This window comes from Pseudomonas sp. BJP69 (genome assembly GCF_007633355.1).
GTDB classification, from domain to species: Bacteria; Pseudomonadota; Gammaproteobacteria; order Pseudomonadales; family Pseudomonadaceae; genus Aquipseudomonas; species Aquipseudomonas juntendi.
This window is the reverse complement of record NZ_CP041933.1, coordinates 1,765,850-1,787,509: the sequence shown is the minus strand read 5'-3', so window position 1 is coordinate 1,787,509 and position 21,660 is coordinate 1,765,850. Positions and strand designations below refer to the sequence as shown.

Sequence of the window (21,660 nt, the reverse complement as noted above, 5' to 3'; positions counted from 1 at the left end):
GCGGGCAGCGGTTGGCGGCCGGGGATGTACACAGGGGAACGGATGGGCGGCGGGAGAAATTAGCGGAGCTGGCGGGGTCGGCGGATTGACGGGCATGCCATGACGGGGGTGTCGCCTGGGAGACCGAGCGCCGCCCGCGCGGCGCATCGCGAGCTGCGCTCGCTCCTACGTTTGTTTCGGGCCAATTATTCCTGTGGGATTCGCGCGCGAACGCCTTGGTGCATGCCTCAATATCGCGCCGTACAAACAAAGCGGTCGCGCGCGCCTGTCACAGGCGTTACTGGCCCGAAACAAACGTTGGAGCGAGCGCAGCTCGCGATGCGCCGCGCGGGCGGCGCTCGGTCTTCCAGGCGACACACCTGTCATGGCCTGCACTTTGTCGTCGCAACACTTTCTCCAGGCAGGCACCACGCCCCCCGACAGACCTCGCAAAAATCGAAAAACCCTGATACCAATTACATTTCGCATTTGACAATCATTATCATTGTGAATAGCTTGTCGCACGTCGTAGGAAGCTTCCCTGCCCCGGGTGCGTCCTCCCCCTTTGTGACAAGGTGATTTCCATGGCGGAACAACTATCCACAAGTAAGTGCGATTCACCATTACTGCAGGCCTTCGTAGACAACCGCAGCATTCTGGTCAAGATTGCAGCGCGCATTACCGGCTGCCGCTCGCGTGCCGAAGATGTGGTGCAGGACGCCTTCTTCCGGCTCAGCGCCGCTCCGCAGATAACCTCGTCGTTCAAGGCGCAGCTGAGCTACCTGTTCCAGATCGTGCGCAATCTGGCGATCGACCATTACCGCAAGCAGGCGATGGAGCTGAGATACTCCGGCAGCGAAGAGGAAGGCCTGAATGTGGTCATCCAGAACGCCTCGCCCGAAGCCACCCACATCAACCTGGCCGCGCTGGACGATATAGCCGAAGCGCTGAACCAGTTGCCCCAGCGCACCCGCTATGCGTTCGAGATGTACCGCCTGCATGGCGTACCGCAGAAGGACATCGCCAAGGAACTGGGCGTGTCGCCGACCTTGGTCAACTTCATGATCCGCGATGCCCTGGTGCATTGCCGCAAGACCGCCAACCGGCAGGGCTGACCCTAGCTGCAAGCTGCAAGCTGCAAGCTGCAAGCTGCAAGCTGCAAGCTGCAAGCTGCAAGCTGCAAGCTGCAAGCTGCAAGCTTCAAGCTTCAAGCTTCAAGCTTCAAGTTAAAAGAAAAAGCCAAAGCAGAACGCGATCGGCTTTTGCTTGTAGCTTGTAGCTTGCAGCTTGCAGCTTGCCGCTTGCCGCTCTGGCCATCAGGCGAGCCTGCAACGATCGAAGAACCGCTCCCGCCCCAGAATCATCAGCGCCGCGCGCTTGTGCGGGAAGTCGAACTCCTTCTCGCAATGGAAGCACTGGTCGTGCATGTAGCCGATCATCTTGCCATTGTCGGCACGCGGCTCGGCGACCACCCGCTGGGTACGCGGGTCATCCAGGAACAGGTAATGCACCAGCGCCGATAGCCAGCTAGCGACCTTGTGGGGCCCACGATGGCTCTGCTCCCCGACCAGCATGTGGATGCCGCGGTCGTAGTCATCAGCCGGGTAGAACGGTGCAATGCGATCCTCCTTGGCCCAGTAAACCTCGAAATAGGCAAATGGCTGATCGTCGAAGCAGCCAATCAACGTCAGGGTATGCGGGTCGGCCTCCAGCTTGGCCAGGTACGCGCGGTGCTGGGCAAGCGTGCCGCTTTCCTGCCAGAACGCCTCCACGCGCGGGTCGTTCTGCCAGCGGTTGAAGCGCTCCAGGTCATGCTCGATGTCCAGGGTGCGCAGTGACACCCAGCTACCCAGCCGCGCATCGAAGCGCCGATAGACCTCGCCACGGGGCTTGGGCGCCCGCCGCGGGTGGCGCTTGCCGTTGCTGATCTGCATCTGCTGCGGGTAGGGTGCAGCCAGCGCCTCACCCAGCCAGGGCTGCGGCAATTGCCAGAACAGCGCGCGCTCGCACAGGTACTGCCCAGGCACATCGCCCACCAGCAGCAGGCCGCTGGCCAATGCCTGCGGCACCACCTCGGGCAGGTGCCAGGCCAGGCGCTGGCAGGCACTGTCACGGGACAACAGCCAATAGCAGGCCGCCCACAAGGCTTGATAAGGGCGCTCGGGGCACAGCTGCTCAAGGTGTACCTGCAAGGTTGGACCCGCCTGCAGGCGCACCTGCGCCAGCGGGCGGCCCTCCAGGGTCAGGCTCAGCCTGTTGGCCCCCTCCTCGGCACTGAGGCTGCGCCAACGTGGCGGTGACTGTGGCTGCGAAGCGGCATCGAAGGGCATGGGTGGGTCTCGCGAAATGAACAAAGGGCTCACTGTCGAGAACGATGCCACGCGGCGGCAATTTAGTCCTCGGGCGCACTGACGGCGATGCGGTAAGGCTGGAAAATGCGCGCCAGTTCACCGCTATCACGCAAACCTCTCAACAGTTCAGCGAACGACCGCTCGCCAATGGGCGCGGCGGGCCGCAGCAGCGCGTAGTGGTGGTAAACCTGATCGATGCGCTGCGATGCAACCAGTTGCGCACGGCTGGACGGGTTACGTGCCAGGAAGTCACTGAGGTAGGAGCGCGTGACCAGGGCAATGTCGGCGCGGCCCGCCTGCACCATCAGCAGGTTGCTGTCGTGCGAATAGGTCAACGTCGCATTGTAGGCCTTGCGCAGGTAGCGCGGGTCGGCGTTGAAACCGGCGAACGCATAGTGATAGCCGTTGAACAGGGCCAGGCGCTTGCCCTTCAGGTCATCGAAGTAATGCGGGGCGCGCCCGTCCACCTGGCGGGCCACGAACACTTCGGCATCTTCCAGGCCCATGTCCACCTGTTGATGGGGGATCTGCTCCCAGCCCCACTGCGGGTTCTCGAAAATGGCCATATCGGTACGGCCCTGCTGCAAGTCACTGAAACGCCGCTGGATGGAAGTGGGCACCAATACGAAGCGGTAGCGCTGCTGGGCACGGTTGAGCGCAGCGACCAACTGCGGCAACAAGCCGATATCGGCGCCCTGCTCGGGGCGCACCGTATACGGCGGGAAATGCGCGGCACCGACTTTCACCTCGATGGCACCTGCCGCGCATGCCGGTACGGCCAACCAGTACACAGCCAGCAACATGAGGGTGGACAAGGCCTTCAGGCCGGGCGCAAGGGTAAAGGCGGACATTCATCACGGTTCATGCCTGGGTCCGCTTAAGCTAGGCGTTTTACCGGGGCGGCACAACTGCTGCCTCCGGCTTTCGTGCCCCTCGATACGCCATTGGCGGTGACAAAACGGGCGGCAAAATGCCACGAGGTGCCGGATGCGCCGAGTTTGGCTACGCTCTAGCAGGATCTGCAAGGGAGCCTGGTATGGGCCATTGGTTGGTGATCGACCTGGAGGCCACCACCGATGAGGGTGGGTGGCCGGTCACGGAGATGGAAGTCATTGAAATCGGCGCGAGCCTGGTCACCCGCGAAGGCCGTGAGGTCGACCACTTCCAGCGTTTCGTGCGCCCGCGGCGGCGCCCGCAGCTGACCCCGTTCTGTCGCGAGCTGACCCACATCAGCCAGACCGACGTCGATGCGGCCGCGCCGTTTCGCGAGGTATGGGCCAGCTTCGAGCACTGGCTAGGGCAGCATCGTGAACAGTTGCAGGCCTGGGTCAGTTGGGGCGACTACGACCGCCAGCAACTGCACCAGGAATGGCACCTGCACGGCCTGGACAGCCTGCTGCGCACGCTGGCGCACATCAACCTCAAGCAACGCTTTGCCAAGGCCCGCCACCTGCAGCGCCCTGCCGGCCTGAACGGCGCCCTGCAACTGGCTGGCATGCACTTCTGCGGGCAGCAGCACCGGGCCCTGGAAGATGCGCGCAACACAGCGCGGCTGCTGCCCTTGAGCCTGCCCGCCGACGGGCCCTGAAAGCAGATGACGAGGCCATTGGGCTTGGGCATACTGGCCAGCCCTTTTTCCTCCCCTTTTTCAGGAGACGCCCATGTTCCAGGTCAACGAGTACTTCAACGGCACCGTCAAGTCGATCGCCTTCACGGGCGAAGAAGGCCCGGCCACTGTCGGCGTGATGGCCCCGGGCGAATACGAGTTCGGCACCGCCAAGCGTGAAATCATGCACGTGGTGTCGGGTGCGTTGATCGTCAAGCTGCCAGGCAGCGACAACTGGGAAACCTTCAAGGCGGGCGACACGTTCAATGTACCGGCTGACAGCAAGTTCCAGCTGCAGGTGAAGGTAGACACCGCTTACCTGTGCGAGTACCGCGATTAATTGTTCGCTATTGGCACGCTCGTTGTAGGAGCGGCCTTGTGTCGCGAAAGGGCTGCGAAGCAGCCCCAGTTTTTAGCTTCGCCGCGTGAATTGCCGGGGCCGCTGCGCGGCCCTTTCGCGACACAAGGCCGCTCCTACAAGCGTATGCCTGCCAAAAAGCTGGCAACTCGCTGCGCAGCCGCCTGCAAATGCTGCTCATGGCTGAACCCCGAAGCCTTCAACGGCTTCAGGTCATGGTCCGCCGCCACTAGCCAGCTCACCTCGATCGCCGGCGACAACGCATACCCTGCCACCGCCTCCCGGTTACCCAGCGCATCGCGCTCGCCCTGCACGATCAACGTCGGGGTTTTCAACCCGGCCAGGTGCTCCACGCGCGGCTTCTCGGGTTTGCCCACCGCGTAGAACGGGTAGCCCAGGCACACCAGCGCATCGGCGCCCAGTTCGTCGGCCAGCAGGCTGGCCATGCGCCCGCCCATCGACTTGCCACCCACCGCCAGCTTGCCCGCGACCAAAGGTCGCACCTGCCGGTACACCTCGCGCCAGCTTTCCAGCAATACCTTCTGCGGGTTCGGCGGCCGCTTGCCACCGCCAACCCGGCGCTCGGCCATGTACGGGAACTCGAAGCGCAGCACCGCTACCCCAAGTGCCGCAAGCCTTTGCGCCATTTCGTCCATGAACCCGCTGTCCATCGGCGCACCGGCACCATGGGCCAGGATCAGGCAGCCCTTGTAACCCTCCCCGCCCTCGACCTGCGCAAGATCGCAGCGCAAGCCTGGGACATTTCCGACCTTCGCCCATTGATCCCCGTCAATACCGGCACTTTGCCCATTAATCATGCTTGCCTCGCTGTAAAGCCTGCCAAATAACCGTGGATGGGAACCCATACATGAACACAACCAGCAGTACCGCCTATAACTACAAGGTGGTCCGCCAATTCGCCATCATGACGGTGGTGTGGGGAATCGTCGGGATGGGGCTCGGCGTTTTCATCGCCGCCCAGCTTGCCTGGCCTGCCCTCAACTTCGACCTCCCCTGGACCAGCTTCGGCCGCCTGCGCCCACTGCACACCAATGCGGTGATCTTCGCCTTCGGCGGCTGCGCGCTGTTCGCCACGTCCTATTATTCGGTGCAACGCACCTGCCAGACCACCCTGTTCGCACCCGGCCTGGCCGCGTTCACCTTCTGGGGCTGGCAGCTGGTGATCCTGCTGGCGGCCATCAGCCTGCCATTGGGCTACACCAGCTCCAAGGAATACGCCGAGCTGGAATGGCCGATCGACATCCTGATCACCATCGTCTGGGTCTGCTACGCCATCGTGTTCTTCGGCACGCTGATCAAGCGCAACACCAAGCACATCTACGTGGGCAACTGGTTCTTCGGCGCGTTCATCCTGACGGTGGCCATGCTGCACATCGTCAACAACCTGGAACTGCCGGTCAGCCTGACCAAGTCGTACTCGGTCTATGCCGGTGCCACCGACGCCATGGTGCAGTGGTGGTATGGCCACAACGCGGTGGGCTTCTTCCTGACCGCGGGCTTCCTGGGGATGATGTACTACTACGTGCCCAAGCAGGCCGAACGCCCGGTGTATTCCTACCGCCTGTCGATCGTGCACTTCTGGGCGCTGATTACCCTGTACATCTGGGCCGGCCCGCACCACCTGCACTACACCGCCCTGCCTGACTGGGCGCAATCGCTGGGCATGGTGATGTCGCTGATCCTGCTGGCACCGAGCTGGGGTGGCATGATCAACGGCATGATGACCCTGTCGGGGGCCTGGCACAAACTGCGCAGCGACCCGATCCTGCGCTTTTTGGTGGTGTCGCTGGCGTTCTACGGCATGTCCACCTTCGAAGGCCCGATGATGGCCATCAAGACGGTCAACGCCCTTTCCCACTACACCGACTGGACCATCGGCCACGTGCACGCTGGTGCCCTCGGCTGGGTCGCGATGATCTCGATCGGCGCGCTGTACCACACCATCCCGAAAGTGTTCGGCAAGGAACGCATGTACAGCATCGGCCTGATCAACGCGCATTTCTGGCTGGCCACCATCGGCACCGTACTGTACATCGCCTCGATGTGGGTCAACGGCATTGCCCAGGGCCTGATGTGGCGCGCAGTGAACAGCGACGGCACGCTCACCTACTCGTTCGTGGAAACCCTGGTGGCCAGCCACCCAGGCTTCATCGTGCGCTTCGTCGGCGGTGCGATCTTCCTCAGCGGCATGTTCCTGATGGCCTGGAATACCTGGCGCACCGTGCGTTCGCCGGCGCTTGATGCTGCCCCTGCGAACGCCCAGCTGGCTTGAGGAGACCTGCCTGATGAAACATGAAGTCATCGAGAAAAACGTTGGCCTGCTGGCCCTGCTGATGGTGTTGGCCGTCAGTATCGGCGGCCTGACCCAGATCGTGCCGCTGTTCTTCCAGGACGTCACCAACAAGCCGGTCGAAGGCATGAAGCCTTACACCGCGCTGCAGCTCGAAGGCCGCGACATCTACATCCGCGAAGGCTGCGTAGGCTGCCATTCGCAGATGATCCGCCCATTCCGCGCCGAAACCGAGCGCTACGGCCACTACTCGGTCGCTGGCGAGAGCGTGTGGGACCACCCGTTCCTGTGGGGCTCCAAGCGTACCGGCCCGGACCTGGCCCGGGTCGGCGGCCGCTACTCGGACGACTGGCACCGCGCGCACCTGTACAACCCGCGCAACGTGGTACCGGAATCGAAGATGCCGGCGTACCCCTGGCTGGTCGCCCAACAGGTGGACAACAGCCACACCGACGTGAAGATGCGCACCCTGCGTACCCTCGGCGTGCCCTACACCGACGACGACATCGCCGGTGCCCGCGACGCGGTCAAGGGCAAGACCGAGATGGACGCGCTGGTGGCCTACCTGCAGGTGCTTGGCACCGCGATCAAGAACAAGAGGTGATTGCGATGGAAATGGACACCGGCATGATTCGCGGCCTCGGCACCCTGGTGGTGATGGTCGCCTTCATCGGCCTCTCCCTGTGGGTATTCAACCGCCGTCGCGACCGTGATTTCGCCGAGGCGCGCTTGCTGCCCTTCGTCGACGACCGCCTGCCCGCTGCCGGGCAGGAACCTGCTGCAAAAAGGAGTAACGGGCAATGACCACCTTCTGGAGTACGTATATCAGCGTACTGACCATCGGGAGCCTGATTGGCCTGACCTGGCTGTTGCTCGCCACCCGCAAGGGCCAGAGCCACAACCCCACCGACCAGACTATGGGCCACAGCTTCGACGGCATCGAGGAGTACGACAACCCCTTGCCCAAGTGGTGGTTCTGGCTGTTCGTCGGCACCCTGGTGTTCGCGGTCGGCTACCTGATCCTTTACCCGGGCCTGGGCAACTGGAAAGGCATTCTGCCGGGTTATGAAAATGGCTGGACCGGCGCCAACGAATGGCAAAAGGAAATGGACAAGGCCGACGCCCGCTTCGGGCCGATCTTCGCCAAGTACGCCGCCATGCCGGTGGAGGAAGTAGCCAAGGACCCGCAGGCGTTGAAAATGGGCGGGCGCCTGTTCGCCTCCAACTGTTCGGTCTGCCATGGCTCGGACGCCAAGGGCGCGTTCGGCTTCCCCAACCTCACCGACAAGGACTGGCGCTGGGGCGGTGATGCGCAGACCATCAAGGCGTCGATCATGAACGGCCGCCATGGTGTGATGCCGGCCTGGGCCGAGGTGATTGGCGAGCAGGGCGTGGCCGACGTCGCCGCGTTCGTGCTGACCAGCATGGACGGCCGTAAACTGCCGGAAGGCGCCAAGGCCGACCCGGCCAAGGGCAAGGAGATCTTCGCCGGCAACTGCGTGGCCTGCCACGGGCCGGAAGGCAAAGGCACCCCGGCCATGGGCGCGCCCGACCTGACCCACCCACAGGCGTTCATCTATGGGTCGAGCTTTGCCCAGCTGCAACAGACCATCCGCTACGGTCGCCAAGGGCAGATGCCGGCGCAGGCCGAGATTCAGGGTAATGACAAAGTGCACCTGTTGGCGGCGTATGTGTACAGCCTGTCGCAGGATGGCGCGGCTGAAACTGTGACCTCCAAGTAATACCCCCGGGGCCGCTTTGCGGCCCATCGCGACGTAAGGCCGCTCCTACAGGAGATCGCATTTTTTCTGTAGGCGCGGCCTTGTGTCGCGAAAGGGCTGCAGAGCAGCCCCAGCGCTCCCCCGCCCTACTCCCTCCCTTGCACCCCCTCCGAACAGAACTAAGCTTGTTGCCACAGTGGGCATCCTACGAAAGCACCGGCGCAGACGCCGCGCCTGGCCAGTGGCCGCCCCAAAAAAAGCTTGACCAATCGATCAGAAAAAGGTGAAAAACGGTACACATTACAAATATTTATTTGTGTACAATCCACCTGACCCGAGCGCTGCGGGACATCAGTGAACGGGCCCGGACACGGGTCGGCGTACCAAAGTTGCGTTGCGGTAACCCGGAGGGTTATCAATACTGGCGCCGATTTTTCAACCAACAAGAACATCAAAACCGTGGAACCTTAGAATGAGCACAGCAATCAGTCCGACTGCTTATAACTATAAGGTCGTCCGCCAGTTCGCCATCATGACGGTGGTCTGGGGGATCCTTGGCATGGGCCTCGGCGTCTTCATCGCCTCGCAGCTGGTGTGGCCACAACTGAACCTGGACCTGCCCTGGACCAGCTTCGGCCGCTTGCGTCCGCTGCACACCAACCTGGTGATCTTCGCCTTCGGCGGCTGCGCGCTGTTCGGCACCAGCTACTACGTGGTGCAGCGCACCTGCCAGACGCGGCTGATTTCCGACAGCCTGGCCGCCTTCACCTTCTGGGGCTGGCAGGCGGTGATCGTCGGGGCGCTGATCACCCTGCCGATGGGCTACACCACCACCAAGGAATACGCCGAGCTTGAGTGGCCACTGGCGATTCTGCTGGCCATTGTCTGGGTCACCTACGGGGTGGTGTTCTTCGGCACCATCGTCAAGCGCAAGACCAAGCATATCTATGTCGGCAACTGGTTCTACGGTGCTTTCATCGTGGTCACCGCGATGCTGCACATCGTCAACCACATCTCCCTGCCGGTCAGCCTGTTCAAGTCGTACTCGGCCTACTCCGGCGCCACCGATGCGATGATCCAGTGGTGGTACGGGCACAACGCCGTGGGCTTTTTCCTGACCACCGGCTTCCTGGGCATGATGTACTACTTCGTGCCCAAGCAGGCCGAGCGGCCGATCTACTCGTACCGCCTGTCGATCGTGCACTTCTGGGCGCTGATCACCCTGTACATCTGGGCCGGCCCGCACCACCTGCACTACACCGCCCTGCCCGACTGGGCGCAGTCGCTGGGTATGGTGATGTCGATCATCCTTCTGGCGCCAAGCTGGGGCGGCATGATCAACGGCATGATGACCCTGTCGGGCGCCTGGCACAAACTGCGTACCGACCCGATCCTGCGCTTTCTGGTGGTGTCGCTGGCGTTCTACGGCATGTCCACCTTCGAAGGCCCGATGATGGCCATCAAGACCGTCAACTCGCTGTCGCACTACACCGACTGGACCATCGGCCACGTGCACGCAGGCGCCCTCGGCTGGGTCGCCATGATTTCGATCGGCGCCGTGTACCACATGATCCCGCGCCTGTATGGCCGCGTGCAGATGCACAGCGTTGGCCTGATCAACGCGCACTTCTGGCTGGCCACCATCGGCACCGTGCTGTACATCGCCTCGATGTGGGTCAACGGCATCACCCAGGGCCTGATGTGGCGTGCCATCAACGATGACGGCACCCTCACCTACTCGTTCGTCGAGGCACTGCAAGCCAGCCACCCGGGCTACATCGTGCGTGCCCTGGGCGGTGCGTTCTTCGCCAGCGGCATGCTGCTGATGGCCTACAACGTGTTGCGTACCGTGCGTGCCGCCAACCCGGCACAGGCTGAAGAAGCCGCCAAGATCGTCGTTGTGGGAGCGCACTGATGAAGCATGAAGCCGTCGAGAAGAACATTGGCCTGCTGGCCTTCTTCATGGTCATCGCGGTAAGCGTCGGTGGCCTGACCCAGATCGTCCCGCTGTTTTTCCAGGACGTCACCAACAAGCCGGTCGAGGGCATGAAGCCGCGTACCGCCCTGGAGCTGGAAGGCCGCGACATCTATATCCGCGAAGGTTGCGTGGGCTGCCACTCGCAGATGATCCGCCCGTTCCGCGCCGAAACCGAGCGCTACGGGCACTACTCGGTCGCCGGCGAGAGCGTGTGGGACCACCCGTTCCTGTGGGGCTCCAAACGCACCGGGCCGGATCTGGCACGGGTCGGTGGCCGCTACTCCGATGACTGGCACCGCGCGCACCTGTACAACCCGCGCAACGTGGTGCCGGAATCGAAGATGCCGGCCTACCCCTGGCTGGTCGAGAACACGCTCGACGGCAAGGACACCGCGAAGAAGATGGAGGTGCTGCGCACACTCGGCACACCGTACACCGACGCCGACATTGCCGGCGCCCGTGACGCGGTCAAGGGCAAGACCGAAATGGACGCCCTCGTGGCGTACCTGCAGGGTCTTGGCACCATCATCAAGAGCAAACGGTGACGCTGATGGATATCGGGATGATTCGCGGCCTGGGTACCGTCGTGGTGATGGTGGCGTTCGTGGGCCTGGCGCTGTGGGTGTTCAACCCACGGCGCAAGAAGGACTTCGACGAAGCCACCCAACTGCCCTTCGCCGATGACCCCGAGGCCAAACGGCACGTCGAGCAAGCAAAAGCTTCTGGGAGCAAACAACAATGACAACCTTCTGGAGTCTGTACGTTACCGTCCTGACCCTGGGCACCATCTTCTCGTTGACCTGGCTGCTGCTGTCGACCCGCAAGGGCCAGCGCGAAGAGGTGACCGACGAAACCGTCGGGCACGCCTTCGATGGTATCGAGGAGTACGACAACCCACTGCCGAAATGGTGGTTCTGGCTGTTCGTCGGCACCATCGTCTTCGCCCTCGGCTACCTGGTGCTGTACCCAGGGCTGGGCAACTGGAAAGGCATGCTGCCGGGTTATGCCTACCTGGACAACGACAAACAGACCGAGTTTTCCAACGGCCAGCAGGGCTGGACCGGCGTGCACGAGTGGGAAAAGGAAATGGCCAAGGCCCAGGCACGCTTCGGCCCGATCTACGCCAAGTTCGCCGCCATGCCTATCGAGGAGGTGGCCAAAGACCCGCAGGCGCTGAAAATGGGCGCACGCCTGTTCGCCTCCAATTGCTCGGTGTGCCATGGCTCCGACGCCAAGGGTGCCTTCGGTTTCCCCAACCTGACCGACAATGACTGGCGCTGGGGCGGCGAGCCGGAAACCATCAAGGCCACCATCATGGGCGGCCGCCACGGTGTGATGCCGGCATGGGCCGAAGTGATCGGTGACCAAGGTGTGGCTGACGTCGCGGCATTCGTGGTCAGCAAGCTCGATGGCCGTACCCTGCCGCAAGGGGTCAAGGCCGATGTGCAGAATGGGCAGAAGATCTTCGCCGCCAACTGCGTGGCCTGCCACGGGCCGGAAGGCAAAGGCACGCCAGCCATGGGGGCACCGAACCTGACCCACCCGCAGGCGTTCATCTACGGCTCCAGCTTTGCCCAGTTGCAGCAGACCATCCGCTATGGCCGCCAGGGGCAGATGCCGGCCCAGGAACAGCTGCAGGGTAACGACAAGGTGCACTTGCTGGCGGCTTATGTGTACAGCCTGTCGCACCAGGCTGAGCCGGCCAAGGCCGAGTAAGGCAGGCCCGGCCTCTTCGCGGGCTCGCCCGCTCCCACAGCCTCGAGGCTGATGAGGGACCTGTGGGAGCGGGCAAGCCCGCGAAAAGGCCGGCACAACCAAGCATTTCTCGCAGGCTGATGACCTGGATCAATTGACACCCGCCATAACACGATTCACACCGCGAACCCAACGCGACTAAAGGTCGCAGTGCGACCCCGGGCCGCCCACAGCGGCGTATCATGAACCGCAGAGCGCTAGCAGATTGCGCGAGACTGCGGCCGGCACGCACTGGCCGCGGCATTTTTCCACTGCCGTGGGACTTGATGATGAGCAAGCAAATTCCGGTACATGATGTAACCCCGCCTGCCACGAAAGGGAAGGACTCCGTCGACCTCTACGCGTCCCGCGAAAAAATCTATACCCGCGCCTTCACCGGCCTGTTCCGGCGTTTGCGCATGGTTGGCGGTGCCGCGCTGTTCCTGCTGTACTTCGGCACAGTATGGCTGAACTGGGGTGGCCACCAGGCGGTGTGGTGGAACCTGCCCGAGCGCAAGTTCTATATCTTCGGTGCCACCATCTGGCCGCAGGACTTCATCCTGCTGTCAGGCATCCTCATCGTCGCCGCCTTCGGCCTGTTCTTCATCACCGTGTTCGCAGGCCGGGTCTGGTGTGGCTACACCTGCCCGCAAAGCGTATGGACGTGGATCTTCATGTGGTGCGAAAAGGTCACCGAGGGCGACCGCAACCAGCGCATCAAACTGGACAAGGCGCCCATGAGCGCCAACAAGTTCCTGCGCAAGTTCAGCAAGCACAGCCTGTGGCTGCTGATCGGCTTCGTCACCGGCATGACCTTCGTTGGCTACTTCTCGCCGATCCGTGAACTGGTGATCGAGTTCTTCACCGGCCAGGCCGATGGCTGGGCCTATTTCTGGGTTGGCTTCTTCACCCTCGCCACCTACGGCAACGCCGGTTGGCTGCGCGAGCAGGTGTGTGTGTACATGTGCCCCTACGCCCGCTTCCAGAGCGTGATGTTCGACAAGGACACACTGATCGTCTCCTATGACCCGCGCCGCGGCGAAACCCGGGGCCCGCGCAAGAAAGGCGCGGATTACAAGGCCCAAGGCCTGGGTGACTGCATTGACTGCACCTTGTGCGTGCAGGTCTGCCCGACCGGCATCGACATCCGCGACGGCCTGCAGATCGAATGCATCGGCTGCGCCGCCTGCATCGATGCCTGCGACGGCATCATGGACAAGATGAACTACCCCAAAGGGCTGATCAGCTACACCACCGAGCACAACCTCTCCGGGCAGAAAACCCACCTGCTGCGGCCCCGCCTGATCGGCTACGCGCTGGTGCTGCTGGTGATGATCATCGGCCTGGCCACGGCCTTCGCCACCCGCTCGCTGGTCGGTTTCGACGTCAGCAAGGACCGTGTGCTGTACCGCGAAAATGCCCAGGGCCGGATCGAGAACGTGTACAGCCTGAAGGTCATGAACAAGGACCAGCGTGACCATGTGTATGTGCTGGACGCCACTGGCCTGCCAGACCTCACGCTCGAAGGCCAACGCGAGATCCGCGTGGCCGCCGGGGATATCGTCAGCCTGCCGGTGCAGCTGTCGGTGGCGCCGGAAAAACTGCCATCGACCACCAACGAAATCACCTTCATCCTCAAAAGCGCCGACGACAGCAGCGCGCAGGTTGAAGCCAAGAGCCGCTTCATCGGCCCACAGATCCGCTAAGAGAGATAACCCACAATGCCTGCCACCGCCGCCGACCCTTGGTACAAGCACCTCTGGCCCTGGATCATCATTGCGATCCTCACCACCTCGGTGTGCCTGAGCCTGAGCATGGTCAGCATCGCCGTGAACAACCCGGACAACCTGGTGAACGACAATTACTACGAGGCGGGCAAGGGCATCAACCGCTCACTGGACCGCGAACTGCTGGCACAGACGCTGCGCCTCCAGGCCAGTGTGCACCTGGATGAACTGACCGGCGAAGTGGACCTGCGCCTGGCCGGCAACAGCAACCCGCAGAACCTGGAACTGAACCTGATATCGCCCACCCAGCCGGAAAAGGACCGCAAGGTGCTGCTGAGCCGGGTCGAGGCCGGGCGTTACGTGGGGCAGCTGCAAGACAAGGTTGACGGGCGGCGTTTCGTTGAGCTGCTGGGCAGTGAAGGTGGCCAGGTGTGGCGGCTGTTCGAGGAGGAGAAGGTCGAGCATGGCGTGACCTTGCAGCTAGGTGATGAAGCCATCCAAGGCGCCGAGCACCTGTAGGAGCGGCCTTGTGTCGCGAAAGGGCTGCGCAGCAGCCCCTGCAACCTATGCTGCGAAGCTAAGATCGTGGGGCCGCTTTGCGCCCCTTTCGCGACACAAGGCCGCTCCTACAGGGAAGCGCGCCAACCGGCCGCTATGTGTAAGGCAATGATGTGATGACCCAACCCATTCCCTGCTACCACTGCGCCCTGCCCGTTCCGGCCGGCAGCCGCTTTACCGCTGTGGTGCTCGGCGAGCCCCGCGAGTTCTGCTGCCCCGGCTGCCAGGCAGTGGCCGAGGCGATCGTGGCCGGCGGCCTGGAACACTACTACCAGCACCGCAGCGACAACAGCACCAACCCCGAAGCGTTGCCCAGGCAGTTGCAGGACGAACTGGCCCTGTACGACCGCAGTGACGTGCAGCAAACCTTCGTCCACCACCTGGGCGACCTGGCCGAGGCCACCTTGCTGATCGAAGGTATCAGCTGTGCAGCGTGTGGCTGGCTGATCGAAAAACACCTGCGCAACCTGCCCGGCGTCGCCGAGGCGCGCCTTAACCTGTCCAACCACCGCCTGCTGGTTGCCTGGGATGCCTCGCAGCTGCCACTGTCGCGCCTGCTGGCCGAACTGCGCCAGATCGGTTACGCCGCCCACCCCTACCAACCCGACCAGGCCGCCGAGCAGTTGGCCCGGGAAAACCGCAGTGCCCTGCGGCGCCTGGGCGTTGCCGGGTTGTTGTGGTTCCAGGCAATGATGGCGACCATGGCCACCTGGCCGGAATTCAACATCGACCTGTCGCCCGATCTGCACACCATCCTGCGTTGGGTGGCGCTGTTCCTGACGATCCCCATCGTGTTCTACAGCTGCGCACCGTTCTTCAAAGGCGCCGCCCGCGACCTGCGCACCCGCCACCTGACCATGGATGTTTCGGTGTCACTGGCCATTGGCCTGGCCTTCGGTGCCGGCATCTGGACAGCCATCACCGGCAGCGGCGAGCTGTATTTCGACACCGTGGGCATGTTCGCCCTGTTCCTGTTGACCGGCCGCTACCTGGAACGCCGCGCCCGCGAGCGCACCGCAGCGGCCACGGCGCAACTGGTGAACTTGCTGCCGGCTTCGTGCCTGCGCCTGGACAGCCAAGGCCGCAGCGGGCGCATTCTGCTCAGTGAACTGCAATGCGGCGACACCGTACAGGTGCTGCCCGGCGCGGTGATTCCCGCCGACGGGCGCGTCGTCGAAGGCCGCTCCAGCGTCGACGAATCGCTGCTCACCGGTGAATACTTGCCACAGCCGCGGCGGGTGGGGGACCGGGTCACCGGCGGCACCTTGAACGTGGAAAGCACGCTGAACATAGAAGTCCAGGCCTTGGGCCACGACTCGCGGCTGTCGGCTATCGTCCGCCTGCTGGAGCGCGCGCAGACGGAAAAACCACGCCTGGCAGAAATTGCCGACCGCGCCTCGCAGGGGTTCCTGCTGTTCTCGCTGCTGGCCGCAGTGGCCATCGGCCTGTGGTGGTGGTACCTGGAGCCGGCCCGGGCGTTCTGGATCGTGCTGGCCATGCTGGTGGCGACGTGCCCTTGTGCGCTGTCGCTGGCCACCCCCACCGCACTCACTGCAGCCACCGGCACCCTGCATAAACTTGGCCTGCTGGTGACCCGTGGCCATGTGCTGGAAGGCCTGAACCAGATCGATACGGTGATTTTTGACAAGACCGGCACGCTGACCGAAGGCAGGCTGACCTTGCGCAGCATTCGCCCACTCGGCAGCCACCCCGCGGACCGTTGCCTGGCGCTGGCGGCGGCATTGGAGAACCGCTCGGAGCACCCCATCGCCCGCGCGTTCGGGCGCGCGGCCACAGCTGCTGAAGAGGTGCAGACTGTGCCCGGCGTGGGCCTGGAAGGGCTGGTCGATGGCCAGCGCCTGCGCATTGGCCAGGCCAGCTTCGTCTGCGCCTTGAGCGGCGCGCAAGTACCTGCGGTGCCCGAGCCTCGCGGCCAGTGGCTGCTGCTGGGCGACCGCCAGGGGCCATTGGCCTGGTTCGGCCTGGACGACCGCTTGCGCGATGATGCACCGGCCCTGCTGGCTGCCTGCAAAGCGCGGGGCTGGCGCACCCTGCTGCTGTCTGGCGACAGTTCGCCGATGGTCGCGGAAGTCGCCGCGCAACTGGGCATCGACCACGCCGTTGGCGGCCTGCGCCCGGACGACAAACTGGAGCGCCTCAAAGCCTTGCAGGCCGAAGGGCGCAAGGTGCTGATGCTGGGCGACGGGGTCAACGATGTGCCGGTGCTGGCCGCCGCGGACATCAGCATCGCCATGGGCAGCGCCACCGACCTGGCCAAGACCTGCGCCGACGCGGTGCTGCTGTCCAACCGCCTGAGCGCGCTGGTGCAGGCGCTGGAACTGGCGCGCCGCACCCGCCGCAACATCCTCGAGAACCTGCTGTGGGCAACCCTGTATAATGGCCTGATGTTGCCGTTCGCCGCCCTCGGCTGGGTCACCCCGGTGTGGGCGGCTGTCGGCATGTCGGTGAGCTCACTGATCGTGGTGCTCAATGCCCTGCGCCTGACCCGCTTGCCAGCCAGCGCCGGGCTGCCCGCGATGGATGCCGCGCAACCCGCCAGGAGTACGCCATGCCCGCCCTCTATGTCATGATCCCCGCAGCCCTGCTGCTGGTCGGCGTGGCCGTGTACATCTTCTTCTGGGCCGTGGACAGCGGCCAGTACGACGACCTCGACGGCCCGGCGCACAGCATCCTGTTCGACGACCAGGACCCTCGTCACCAGGCGGCGGTCAAACCCGACGACACGCCGGGCAACGCCGACAAGGACTTGCCACCCCGTGCCTGACCTGCTTCCCCTGCTGGGCTCGGCGCTGGTGCTCGGCTTGCTCGGCGGCGGCCACTGCCTGGGCATGTGCGGCGGCCTGATGGGTGCGCTGACCTTGGCCATCCCCCCTGAACAACGCGGCAGGCGCCTGCGCCTGCTGCTGGCGTACAACCTGGGGCGCATCTTCAGCTATGCCTGCGCCGGGTTGCTGCTGGGCCTGGCCGGCTGGGCCGTGGCCAGCAGCCCGGCCGCCCTGGCCCTGCGGGTCCTGGCCGCCTTGCTGTTGATTGCCATGGGCCTGTACCTGGCCGGCTGGTGGAGCGGGCTGACGCGTATCGAGGTGCTAGGCCGCGGCGTGTGGCGGCATATCCAGCCGCTGGCGTCACGCTTGCTGCCGGTGTCCAGCCTGCCCCGTGCGTTGCTGCTGGGGGCCTTGTGGGGGTGGTTGCCATGCGGGTTGGTGTACAGCACGTTGTTATGGGCGGCCAGCCAGGGCCATGCCGGCTACAGCGCGGCGTTGATGCTGGCGTTCGGGGTGGGCACCTGGCCGGTGCTGCTGGCGACCGGCTTGGCGGCAGAGCGGGTAAACACTTTGTTGAAACGGCGCAGTGTGCGGGTGGCTGGCGGGGTGCTGGTGATGCTGTTTGGTATCTGGACCATGCCCGGGCCGCACCAGCATTGGCTGATGGGGCATTGATGGGGGCCGCTTTGCGGCCATTCGCGGGCTCGCGCGTACCCCTGTGGGAGCGGGCAAGCCCGCGAAGGGCTGCAAAGCAGCCCCCGATGCCCTTGATACAAATCAACACAGATTCCTACAGACGCCCATAGACTCCGGTTCACTGCTGCTCTTTCCGGGGACCGCCCACATGCTCGACGACATTCGTTGGGATACCGACCTGATCCGCCGCTACGATCTTGCCGGGCCACGCTACACCTCCTACCCGACCGCCGTGCAACTGCACAGCGAGGTGGGTTCCTTCGACCTGCTCCACGCCCTGCGCGAAAGCCGCCGGGCGATACGCCCGCTGTCGCTGTATGTGCATGTGCCGTTCTGCGCCAACATCTGCTACTACTGCGCCTGCAACAAAGTCATCACCAAGGACCGCGCCCGCGCCGCGCCGTACCTGCAGCGCCTGGAGCAGGAGATTCAGCTGATCGCCTGCCACCTGGCACCAAAACAGCGGGTGGAACAGCTGCATTTCGGCGGCGGCACCCCGACCTTCCTCAGCCATGTGGAACTGCGCCAGCTGATGACTACCCTGCGCCAGCACTTCCAGTTGCTGGACGATGACTCCGGCGACTACGGCATCGAGATCGACCCGCGCGAAGCCGACTGGTCGACCATGGGCCTGCTGCGTGAACTAGGTTTCAACCGCGTCAGCCTCGGCGTGCAAGACCTCGACCCCGCCGTGCAGCGCGCGATCAACCGCCTGCAAAGCCTGGAGCAGACCCGCACCCTGATCGAGGCGGCGCGCACCTTGCAATTCCGCTCGATCAACCTCGACCTGATCTACGGCCTGCCCAAGCAAACCCCGCAAGGCTTCGCCCGCACCGTCGAAGAGGTGATCCGCCTGCAGCCCGACCGCTTGTCGGTGTTCAACTACGCCCACCTGCCCGAACGCTTCATGCCGCAACGGCGTATCGACAGCAGCGACCTGCCCAGCGCGGCCGCCAAGCTGGAGATGCTGCACGCCACCATCGAGCAGTTGACCGCCGCTGGCTACCGCTACATCGGCATGGACCATTTCGCCCTGCCCGACGACGAGCTGGCCATCGCCCAGGAAGAAGGCACCCTGCAGCGCAATTTCCAGGGCTATACCACCCACGGGCACTGCGACCTCATCGGCCTGGGCGTGTCGGCCATCAGCCAGATCGGCGACTTGTACTGCCAGAACAGCAGTGACCTCAACACCTACCAGGACAGCCTGACCAACGCTCAGCTGGCGACCCAGCGCGGCCTGCTGTGCAACCATGACGACCGCATCCGCCGGGCGGTCATCCAGCAACTGATCTGCCATTTCCAGCTGGATTACGAACCCATCGAGCAAGCGTTCACCATCGATTTCCGCGGTTACTTCGACCATCTCTGGCCAGAGCTGCTGACCCTGCAGCGCGACGGCCTGATCAGCCTGGACGACAAGGGCATTCGCATTCTCCCGGCCGGGCGCCTGCTGGCGCGTTCGGTATGCATGGTGTTCGATGCCTACCTGGCGATGCAGAACCGCCAGCGTTTCTCCCGGGTTATCTGAAAAGCGAGACGTTCAACCGCATGGACACGCCACCTTGCCGGGCACACTATGGGCGAACGAGGACTCCCGGCAGGGCATCTGCCGGGGTTTTGCCAGCGCGCAGCATCGATGCGCACACTGGCCTACACCCTGTGTCGTAGGTTACCCTTACGACTTATGTGTGCTTTCCCACAAGGATCGATCCAAATGTCCGAGCCAGTCAAACTGCGCCCTCACAACCAGGCCCATTGCAAGGATTGCAGCCTGGCCCCCCTGTGCCTGCCTCTTTCACTCAACCTGGAAGACATGGATGCACTGGATGAAATCGTCAAACGCGGGCGTCCGCTGAAAAAAGGCGAGTTTCTGTTCCGCCAGGGTGACAATTTTGGCTCGGTCTACGCGGTACGTTCCGGCGCCCTGAAAACCTTCAGCCTCAGCGACAGCGGCGAAGAACAGATCACCGGTTTCCACCTGCCCAGCGAACTGGTCGGCCTGTCGGGCATGGACACCGAAGCCTACCCGGTGTCGGCGCAAGCTCAGGAAACCACCTCGGTGTGCGAAATCCCCTTCGAGCGCCTCGACGAACTGTCGGTCCAGCTCCCGCAACTGCGCCGCCAGCTGATGCGGGTAATGAGCCGTGAAATCCGCGATGACCAGCAAATGATGCTGCTGCTGTCGAAAAAAACCGCCGACGAGCGCATTGCCACGTTCCTGGTGAACCTGTCGGCGCGCTTCCGCGCCCGCGGCTATTCGGCCAACCAGTTCCGCCTGAGCATGTCGCGCAACGAAATCGGCAACTACCTGGGCCTGGCAGTGGAAACCGTGTCACGGGTGTTCACCCGCTTCCAGCAGAACGGCCTGCTGCGCGCCGAAGGCAAGGAAGTGCACATCCTCGACCCGATCCAGCTGTGTGCGCTGGCCGGTGGTGCAATGGAGGCCTGAGGCCGGTATTTAGCGGGTATACTTGGGCATTCGTTTTCCCAGGATACCCGCAACAATGCACAGCGACGCCTTCGACCTCAAAGCCCTGATCCGCCCGGTGGTGGACTTCCCCAAGCCCGGCGTGATCTTCCGTGACATCACCCCGCTGTTCCAGTCGCCGCGCGGGCTGCGCTATGTGGCCGACCAGTTCATCGAGCGCTATGTCGAGGCTGAGTTCAGCCACATTGGCGCCATGGACGCGCGGGGTTTCCTGATTGGTTCGATCATCGCCCACCAGTTGAACAAGCCACTGATCCTGTTCCGCAAGCAAGGCAAGCTGCCAGCCGACGTGCTGAGCGAGGGTTACCAGACCGAGTACGGCGAGGCCTTCCTAGAGGTGCACGCCGACAGCCTGTGCGAAGGCGATTCGGTGTTGATTTTCGATGACTTGATCGCCACGGGCGGGACCTTGCTGGCAGCGGCCAACCTGGTGCGCCGCACCGGTGCGCAGGTGTTCGAGGCCGCCGCGATCATCGACCTACCCGAACTGGACGGTTCGCGCCGGCTGCAGGCGGCCGGGGTGCCGACCTTCTGCCTGACCGAGTTTTCCCTCAGCGAGTATTGAGTTGCAAGTCGCAAGTCGCAAGCTACAAGCAAAAGCCGATCTGCTTTTGCTGTTGCTTGTAGCTTGCAGCTTGAAGCTTGCAGCTTCAGAGCGAAATCGGCCGTCGCCCGGCAAAGGCATGGGCCAGTGTTCCGCCATCCACCAGTTCGAGCTCCCCGCCCAGGGGTACACCATGGGCGATGCGCGAGGCCACCAGGCCTTTTTCATTGAGCAGTTGCGCGATGTAATGCGCCGTCGCCTCGCCTTCCACGGTCGGGTTGGTCGCCAGGATCACCTCGGTGAAGGTACCCTGCTCTTCGATCCGCGCCATCAGTTGCGGAATGCCGATGGCCTCCGGCCCCAGGCCGTCCAGTGGCGACAGGTGGCCTTTGAGCACGAAGTAACGGCCGCGGTAGCCGGCCTGCTCGACCGCATACACATCGGTCGGCCCCTCGACCACACACAGCTGGGTGTCGTCACGCCGCGGGTCAGCACACTGTGGGCACAGGTCCTGCTCGGTCAAGGTGCGGCACTGCCGGCAATGCCCTACCCCTTCCATGGCCTGGGTCAAAGCCTGGGCCAGGCGCAGCCCCCCGCTACGGTCACGCTCGAGCAGTTGCAGGGCCATGCGCTGGGCGGTTTTCTGGCCTACACCTGGCAAGATGCGCAGGCCGTCGATCAATTGGCGGATAAGGGGGCTGAAGCTCATGGGGAAGGCCTGACAATTCAATAAGGGGCGGTTTATACCCAGCGGGGGCAGTGGCGTCAAATCAGCCTCCGGGTGGGAGCGCGCTGGGTCAAGAATAATGACCGCGGCGGC

The 21,660-nt window shown here is 63.7% G+C and carries 23 protein-coding genes; 19 read left to right on the top strand and 4 right to left on the bottom strand.

Going from position 1 to position 21,660, the window contains the following annotated elements:
• Positions 1 to 563 precede the first annotated feature (563 nt).
• Entirely contained in the window at positions 564 to 1,094 is a 531-nt protein-coding gene (locus tag FPB55_RS08380; protein ID WP_009684812.1) for an RNA polymerase factor sigma-70, read from the top strand.
• 201 nt (positions 1,095 to 1,295) lie between these two features.
• Here FPB55_RS08380 and FPB55_RS08375 read toward each other — a convergent pair whose 3' ends face one another.
• Positions 1,296 to 2,309, bottom strand: coding sequence for a GNAT family N-acetyltransferase (locus tag FPB55_RS08375; protein ID WP_125855256.1), 1,014 nt, complete (start codon positions 2,307 to 2,309; stop codon positions 1,296 to 1,298).
• A 62-nt stretch (positions 2,310 to 2,371) separates the two neighbouring features.
• The gene (locus tag FPB55_RS08370; protein ID WP_009684814.1) at positions 2,372 to 3,181 is read right to left on the bottom strand and encodes a transporter substrate-binding domain-containing protein; all 810 of its coding nucleotides are present in this window, start codon (positions 3,179 to 3,181) and stop codon (positions 2,372 to 2,374) included.
• Between the two features lie 185 nt (positions 3,182 to 3,366).
• On the opposite strand from FPB55_RS08370, the gene FPB55_RS08365 reads away from it, so the two are divergent.
• Both FPB55_RS08365 and FPB55_RS08360 read left to right on the top strand, forming a co-directional pair.
• Positions 3,367 to 3,918, top strand: a complete 552-nt coding sequence (locus FPB55_RS08365) for an exonuclease domain-containing protein (RefSeq protein WP_054890391.1) — start codon at positions 3,367 to 3,369, stop codon at positions 3,916 to 3,918.
• A 73-nt stretch (positions 3,919 to 3,991) separates the two neighbouring features.
• Positions 3,992 to 4,276, top strand: a complete 285-nt coding sequence (locus FPB55_RS08360) for a pyrimidine/purine nucleoside phosphorylase (RefSeq protein WP_009684816.1) — start codon at positions 3,992 to 3,994, stop codon at positions 4,274 to 4,276.
• A gap of 134 nt (positions 4,277 to 4,410) precedes the next feature.
• On the opposite strand, the gene FPB55_RS08355 is transcribed toward FPB55_RS08360, so the two are convergent.
• A complete protein-coding gene (locus FPB55_RS08355) occupies positions 4,411 to 5,112 on the bottom strand; it encodes an alpha/beta family hydrolase (protein WP_054890392.1) in 702 nt (233 codons plus the stop codon).
• Between the two features lie 50 nt (positions 5,113 to 5,162).
• Here FPB55_RS08355 and ccoN (FPB55_RS08350) point away from each other — a divergent pair, with 50 nt between their 5' ends.
• The 16 genes from ccoN (FPB55_RS08350) to FPB55_RS08270 all read left to right on the top strand — a co-directional run bounded on the left by ccoN (FPB55_RS08350) (position 5,163) and on the right by FPB55_RS08270 (position 20,861).
• Positions 5,163 to 6,587 carry a cytochrome-c oxidase, cbb3-type subunit I gene (ccoN, locus tag FPB55_RS08350; RefSeq protein ID WP_029885688.1) on the top strand — a complete coding sequence of 475 codons (1,425 nt, stop codon included), beginning with the start codon at positions 5,163 to 5,165 and terminating at the stop codon, positions 6,585 to 6,587.
• 13 nt (positions 6,588 to 6,600) lie between these two features.
• On the top strand, positions 6,601 to 7,209 hold the full coding sequence (gene ccoO, locus FPB55_RS08345) for a cytochrome-c oxidase, cbb3-type subunit II (RefSeq protein WP_009683894.1): 609 nt from the start codon (positions 6,601 to 6,603) through the stop codon (positions 7,207 to 7,209).
• Between the two features lie 5 nt (positions 7,210 to 7,214).
• Positions 7,215 to 7,409: a cbb3-type cytochrome c oxidase subunit 3 gene (locus tag FPB55_RS08340; RefSeq protein WP_009683895.1), complete on the top strand. Its 195-nt coding sequence runs from the start codon at positions 7,215 to 7,217 to the stop codon at positions 7,407 to 7,409.
• Positions 7,406 to 8,347 carry a cytochrome-c oxidase, cbb3-type subunit III gene (gene ccoP, locus FPB55_RS08335; protein ID WP_009683896.1) on the top strand — a complete coding sequence of 314 codons (942 nt, stop codon included), beginning with the start codon at positions 7,406 to 7,408 and terminating at the stop codon, positions 8,345 to 8,347. Before FPB55_RS08340 ends, ccoP (FPB55_RS08335) begins: the two co-directional genes overlap by 4 nt.
• Before the next feature lie 451 nt (positions 8,348 to 8,798).
• Positions 8,799 to 10,241, top strand: a complete 1,443-nt coding sequence (gene ccoN, locus FPB55_RS08325; RefSeq protein WP_029885689.1) for a cytochrome-c oxidase, cbb3-type subunit I — start codon at positions 8,799 to 8,801, stop codon at positions 10,239 to 10,241.
• Positions 10,241 to 10,849, top strand: coding sequence for a cytochrome-c oxidase, cbb3-type subunit II (gene ccoO / locus FPB55_RS08320; RefSeq protein ID WP_009683898.1), 609 nt, complete (start codon positions 10,241 to 10,243; stop codon positions 10,847 to 10,849). Before ccoN (FPB55_RS08325) ends, ccoO (FPB55_RS08320) begins: the two co-directional genes overlap by 1 nt.
• A 5-nt stretch (positions 10,850 to 10,854) precedes the next feature.
• Positions 10,855 to 11,046: a CcoQ/FixQ family Cbb3-type cytochrome c oxidase assembly chaperone gene (locus FPB55_RS08315; protein WP_009683899.1), complete on the top strand. Its 192-nt coding sequence runs from the start codon at positions 10,855 to 10,857 to the stop codon at positions 11,044 to 11,046.
• Positions 11,043 to 12,020 (top strand): cytochrome-c oxidase, cbb3-type subunit III, encoded by a 978-nt coding sequence (gene ccoP, locus FPB55_RS08310; protein WP_029885690.1) that lies wholly within the window; start codon positions 11,043 to 11,045, stop codon positions 12,018 to 12,020. Before FPB55_RS08315 ends, ccoP (FPB55_RS08310) begins: the two co-directional genes overlap by 4 nt.
• A 308-nt stretch (positions 12,021 to 12,328) precedes the next feature.
• Positions 12,329 to 13,744 carry a cytochrome c oxidase accessory protein CcoG gene (gene ccoG, locus FPB55_RS08305; protein WP_054881976.1) on the top strand — a complete coding sequence of 472 codons (1,416 nt, stop codon included), beginning with the start codon at positions 12,329 to 12,331 and terminating at the stop codon, positions 13,742 to 13,744.
• 15 nt (positions 13,745 to 13,759) lie between these two features.
• A complete protein-coding gene (locus tag FPB55_RS08300; RefSeq protein ID WP_144187953.1) occupies positions 13,760 to 14,284 on the top strand; it encodes a FixH family protein in 525 nt (174 codons plus the stop codon).
• A 155-nt stretch (positions 14,285 to 14,439) separates the two neighbouring features.
• A complete protein-coding gene (locus tag FPB55_RS08295) occupies positions 14,440 to 16,914 on the top strand; it encodes a heavy metal translocating P-type ATPase (protein WP_125855260.1) in 2,475 nt (824 codons plus the stop codon).
• A complete protein-coding gene (gene ccoS / locus FPB55_RS08290) occupies positions 16,893 to 17,108 on the top strand; it encodes a cbb3-type cytochrome oxidase assembly protein CcoS (protein WP_054881973.1) in 216 nt (71 codons plus the stop codon). The genes FPB55_RS08295 and ccoS overlap by 22 nt, the downstream gene beginning before the upstream one ends.
• Positions 17,101 to 17,784: a sulfite exporter TauE/SafE family protein gene (locus tag FPB55_RS08285; protein WP_054881972.1), complete on the top strand. Its 684-nt coding sequence runs from the start codon at positions 17,101 to 17,103 to the stop codon at positions 17,782 to 17,784. Before ccoS ends, FPB55_RS08285 begins: the two co-directional genes overlap by 8 nt.
• 169 nt (positions 17,785 to 17,953) lie before the next feature.
• Positions 17,954 to 19,336, top strand: a complete 1,383-nt coding sequence (hemN, locus tag FPB55_RS08280) for an oxygen-independent coproporphyrinogen III oxidase (RefSeq protein WP_125855261.1) — start codon at positions 17,954 to 17,956, stop codon at positions 19,334 to 19,336.
• Between the two features lie 186 nt (positions 19,337 to 19,522).
• The gene (fnrA, locus tag FPB55_RS08275; protein ID WP_009683909.1) at positions 19,523 to 20,257 is read left to right on the top strand and encodes a Crp/Fnr family transcriptional regulator FnrA; all 735 of its coding nucleotides are present in this window, start codon (positions 19,523 to 19,525) and stop codon (positions 20,255 to 20,257) included.
• A 55-nt stretch (positions 20,258 to 20,312) separates the two neighbouring features.
• Entirely contained in the window at positions 20,313 to 20,861 is a 549-nt protein-coding gene (locus tag FPB55_RS08270) for an adenine phosphoribosyltransferase (protein ID WP_009683910.1), read from the top strand.
• Positions 20,862 to 20,946: 85 nt separating this feature from the next.
• Here the strand turns inward: FPB55_RS08270 and recR are convergent, their stop codons facing one another.
• Positions 20,947 to 21,549 (bottom strand): recombination mediator RecR, encoded by a 603-nt coding sequence (gene recR / locus FPB55_RS08265; RefSeq protein ID WP_009683911.1) that lies wholly within the window; start codon positions 21,547 to 21,549, stop codon positions 20,947 to 20,949.
• Positions 21,550 to 21,660 lie beyond the last annotated feature (111 nt).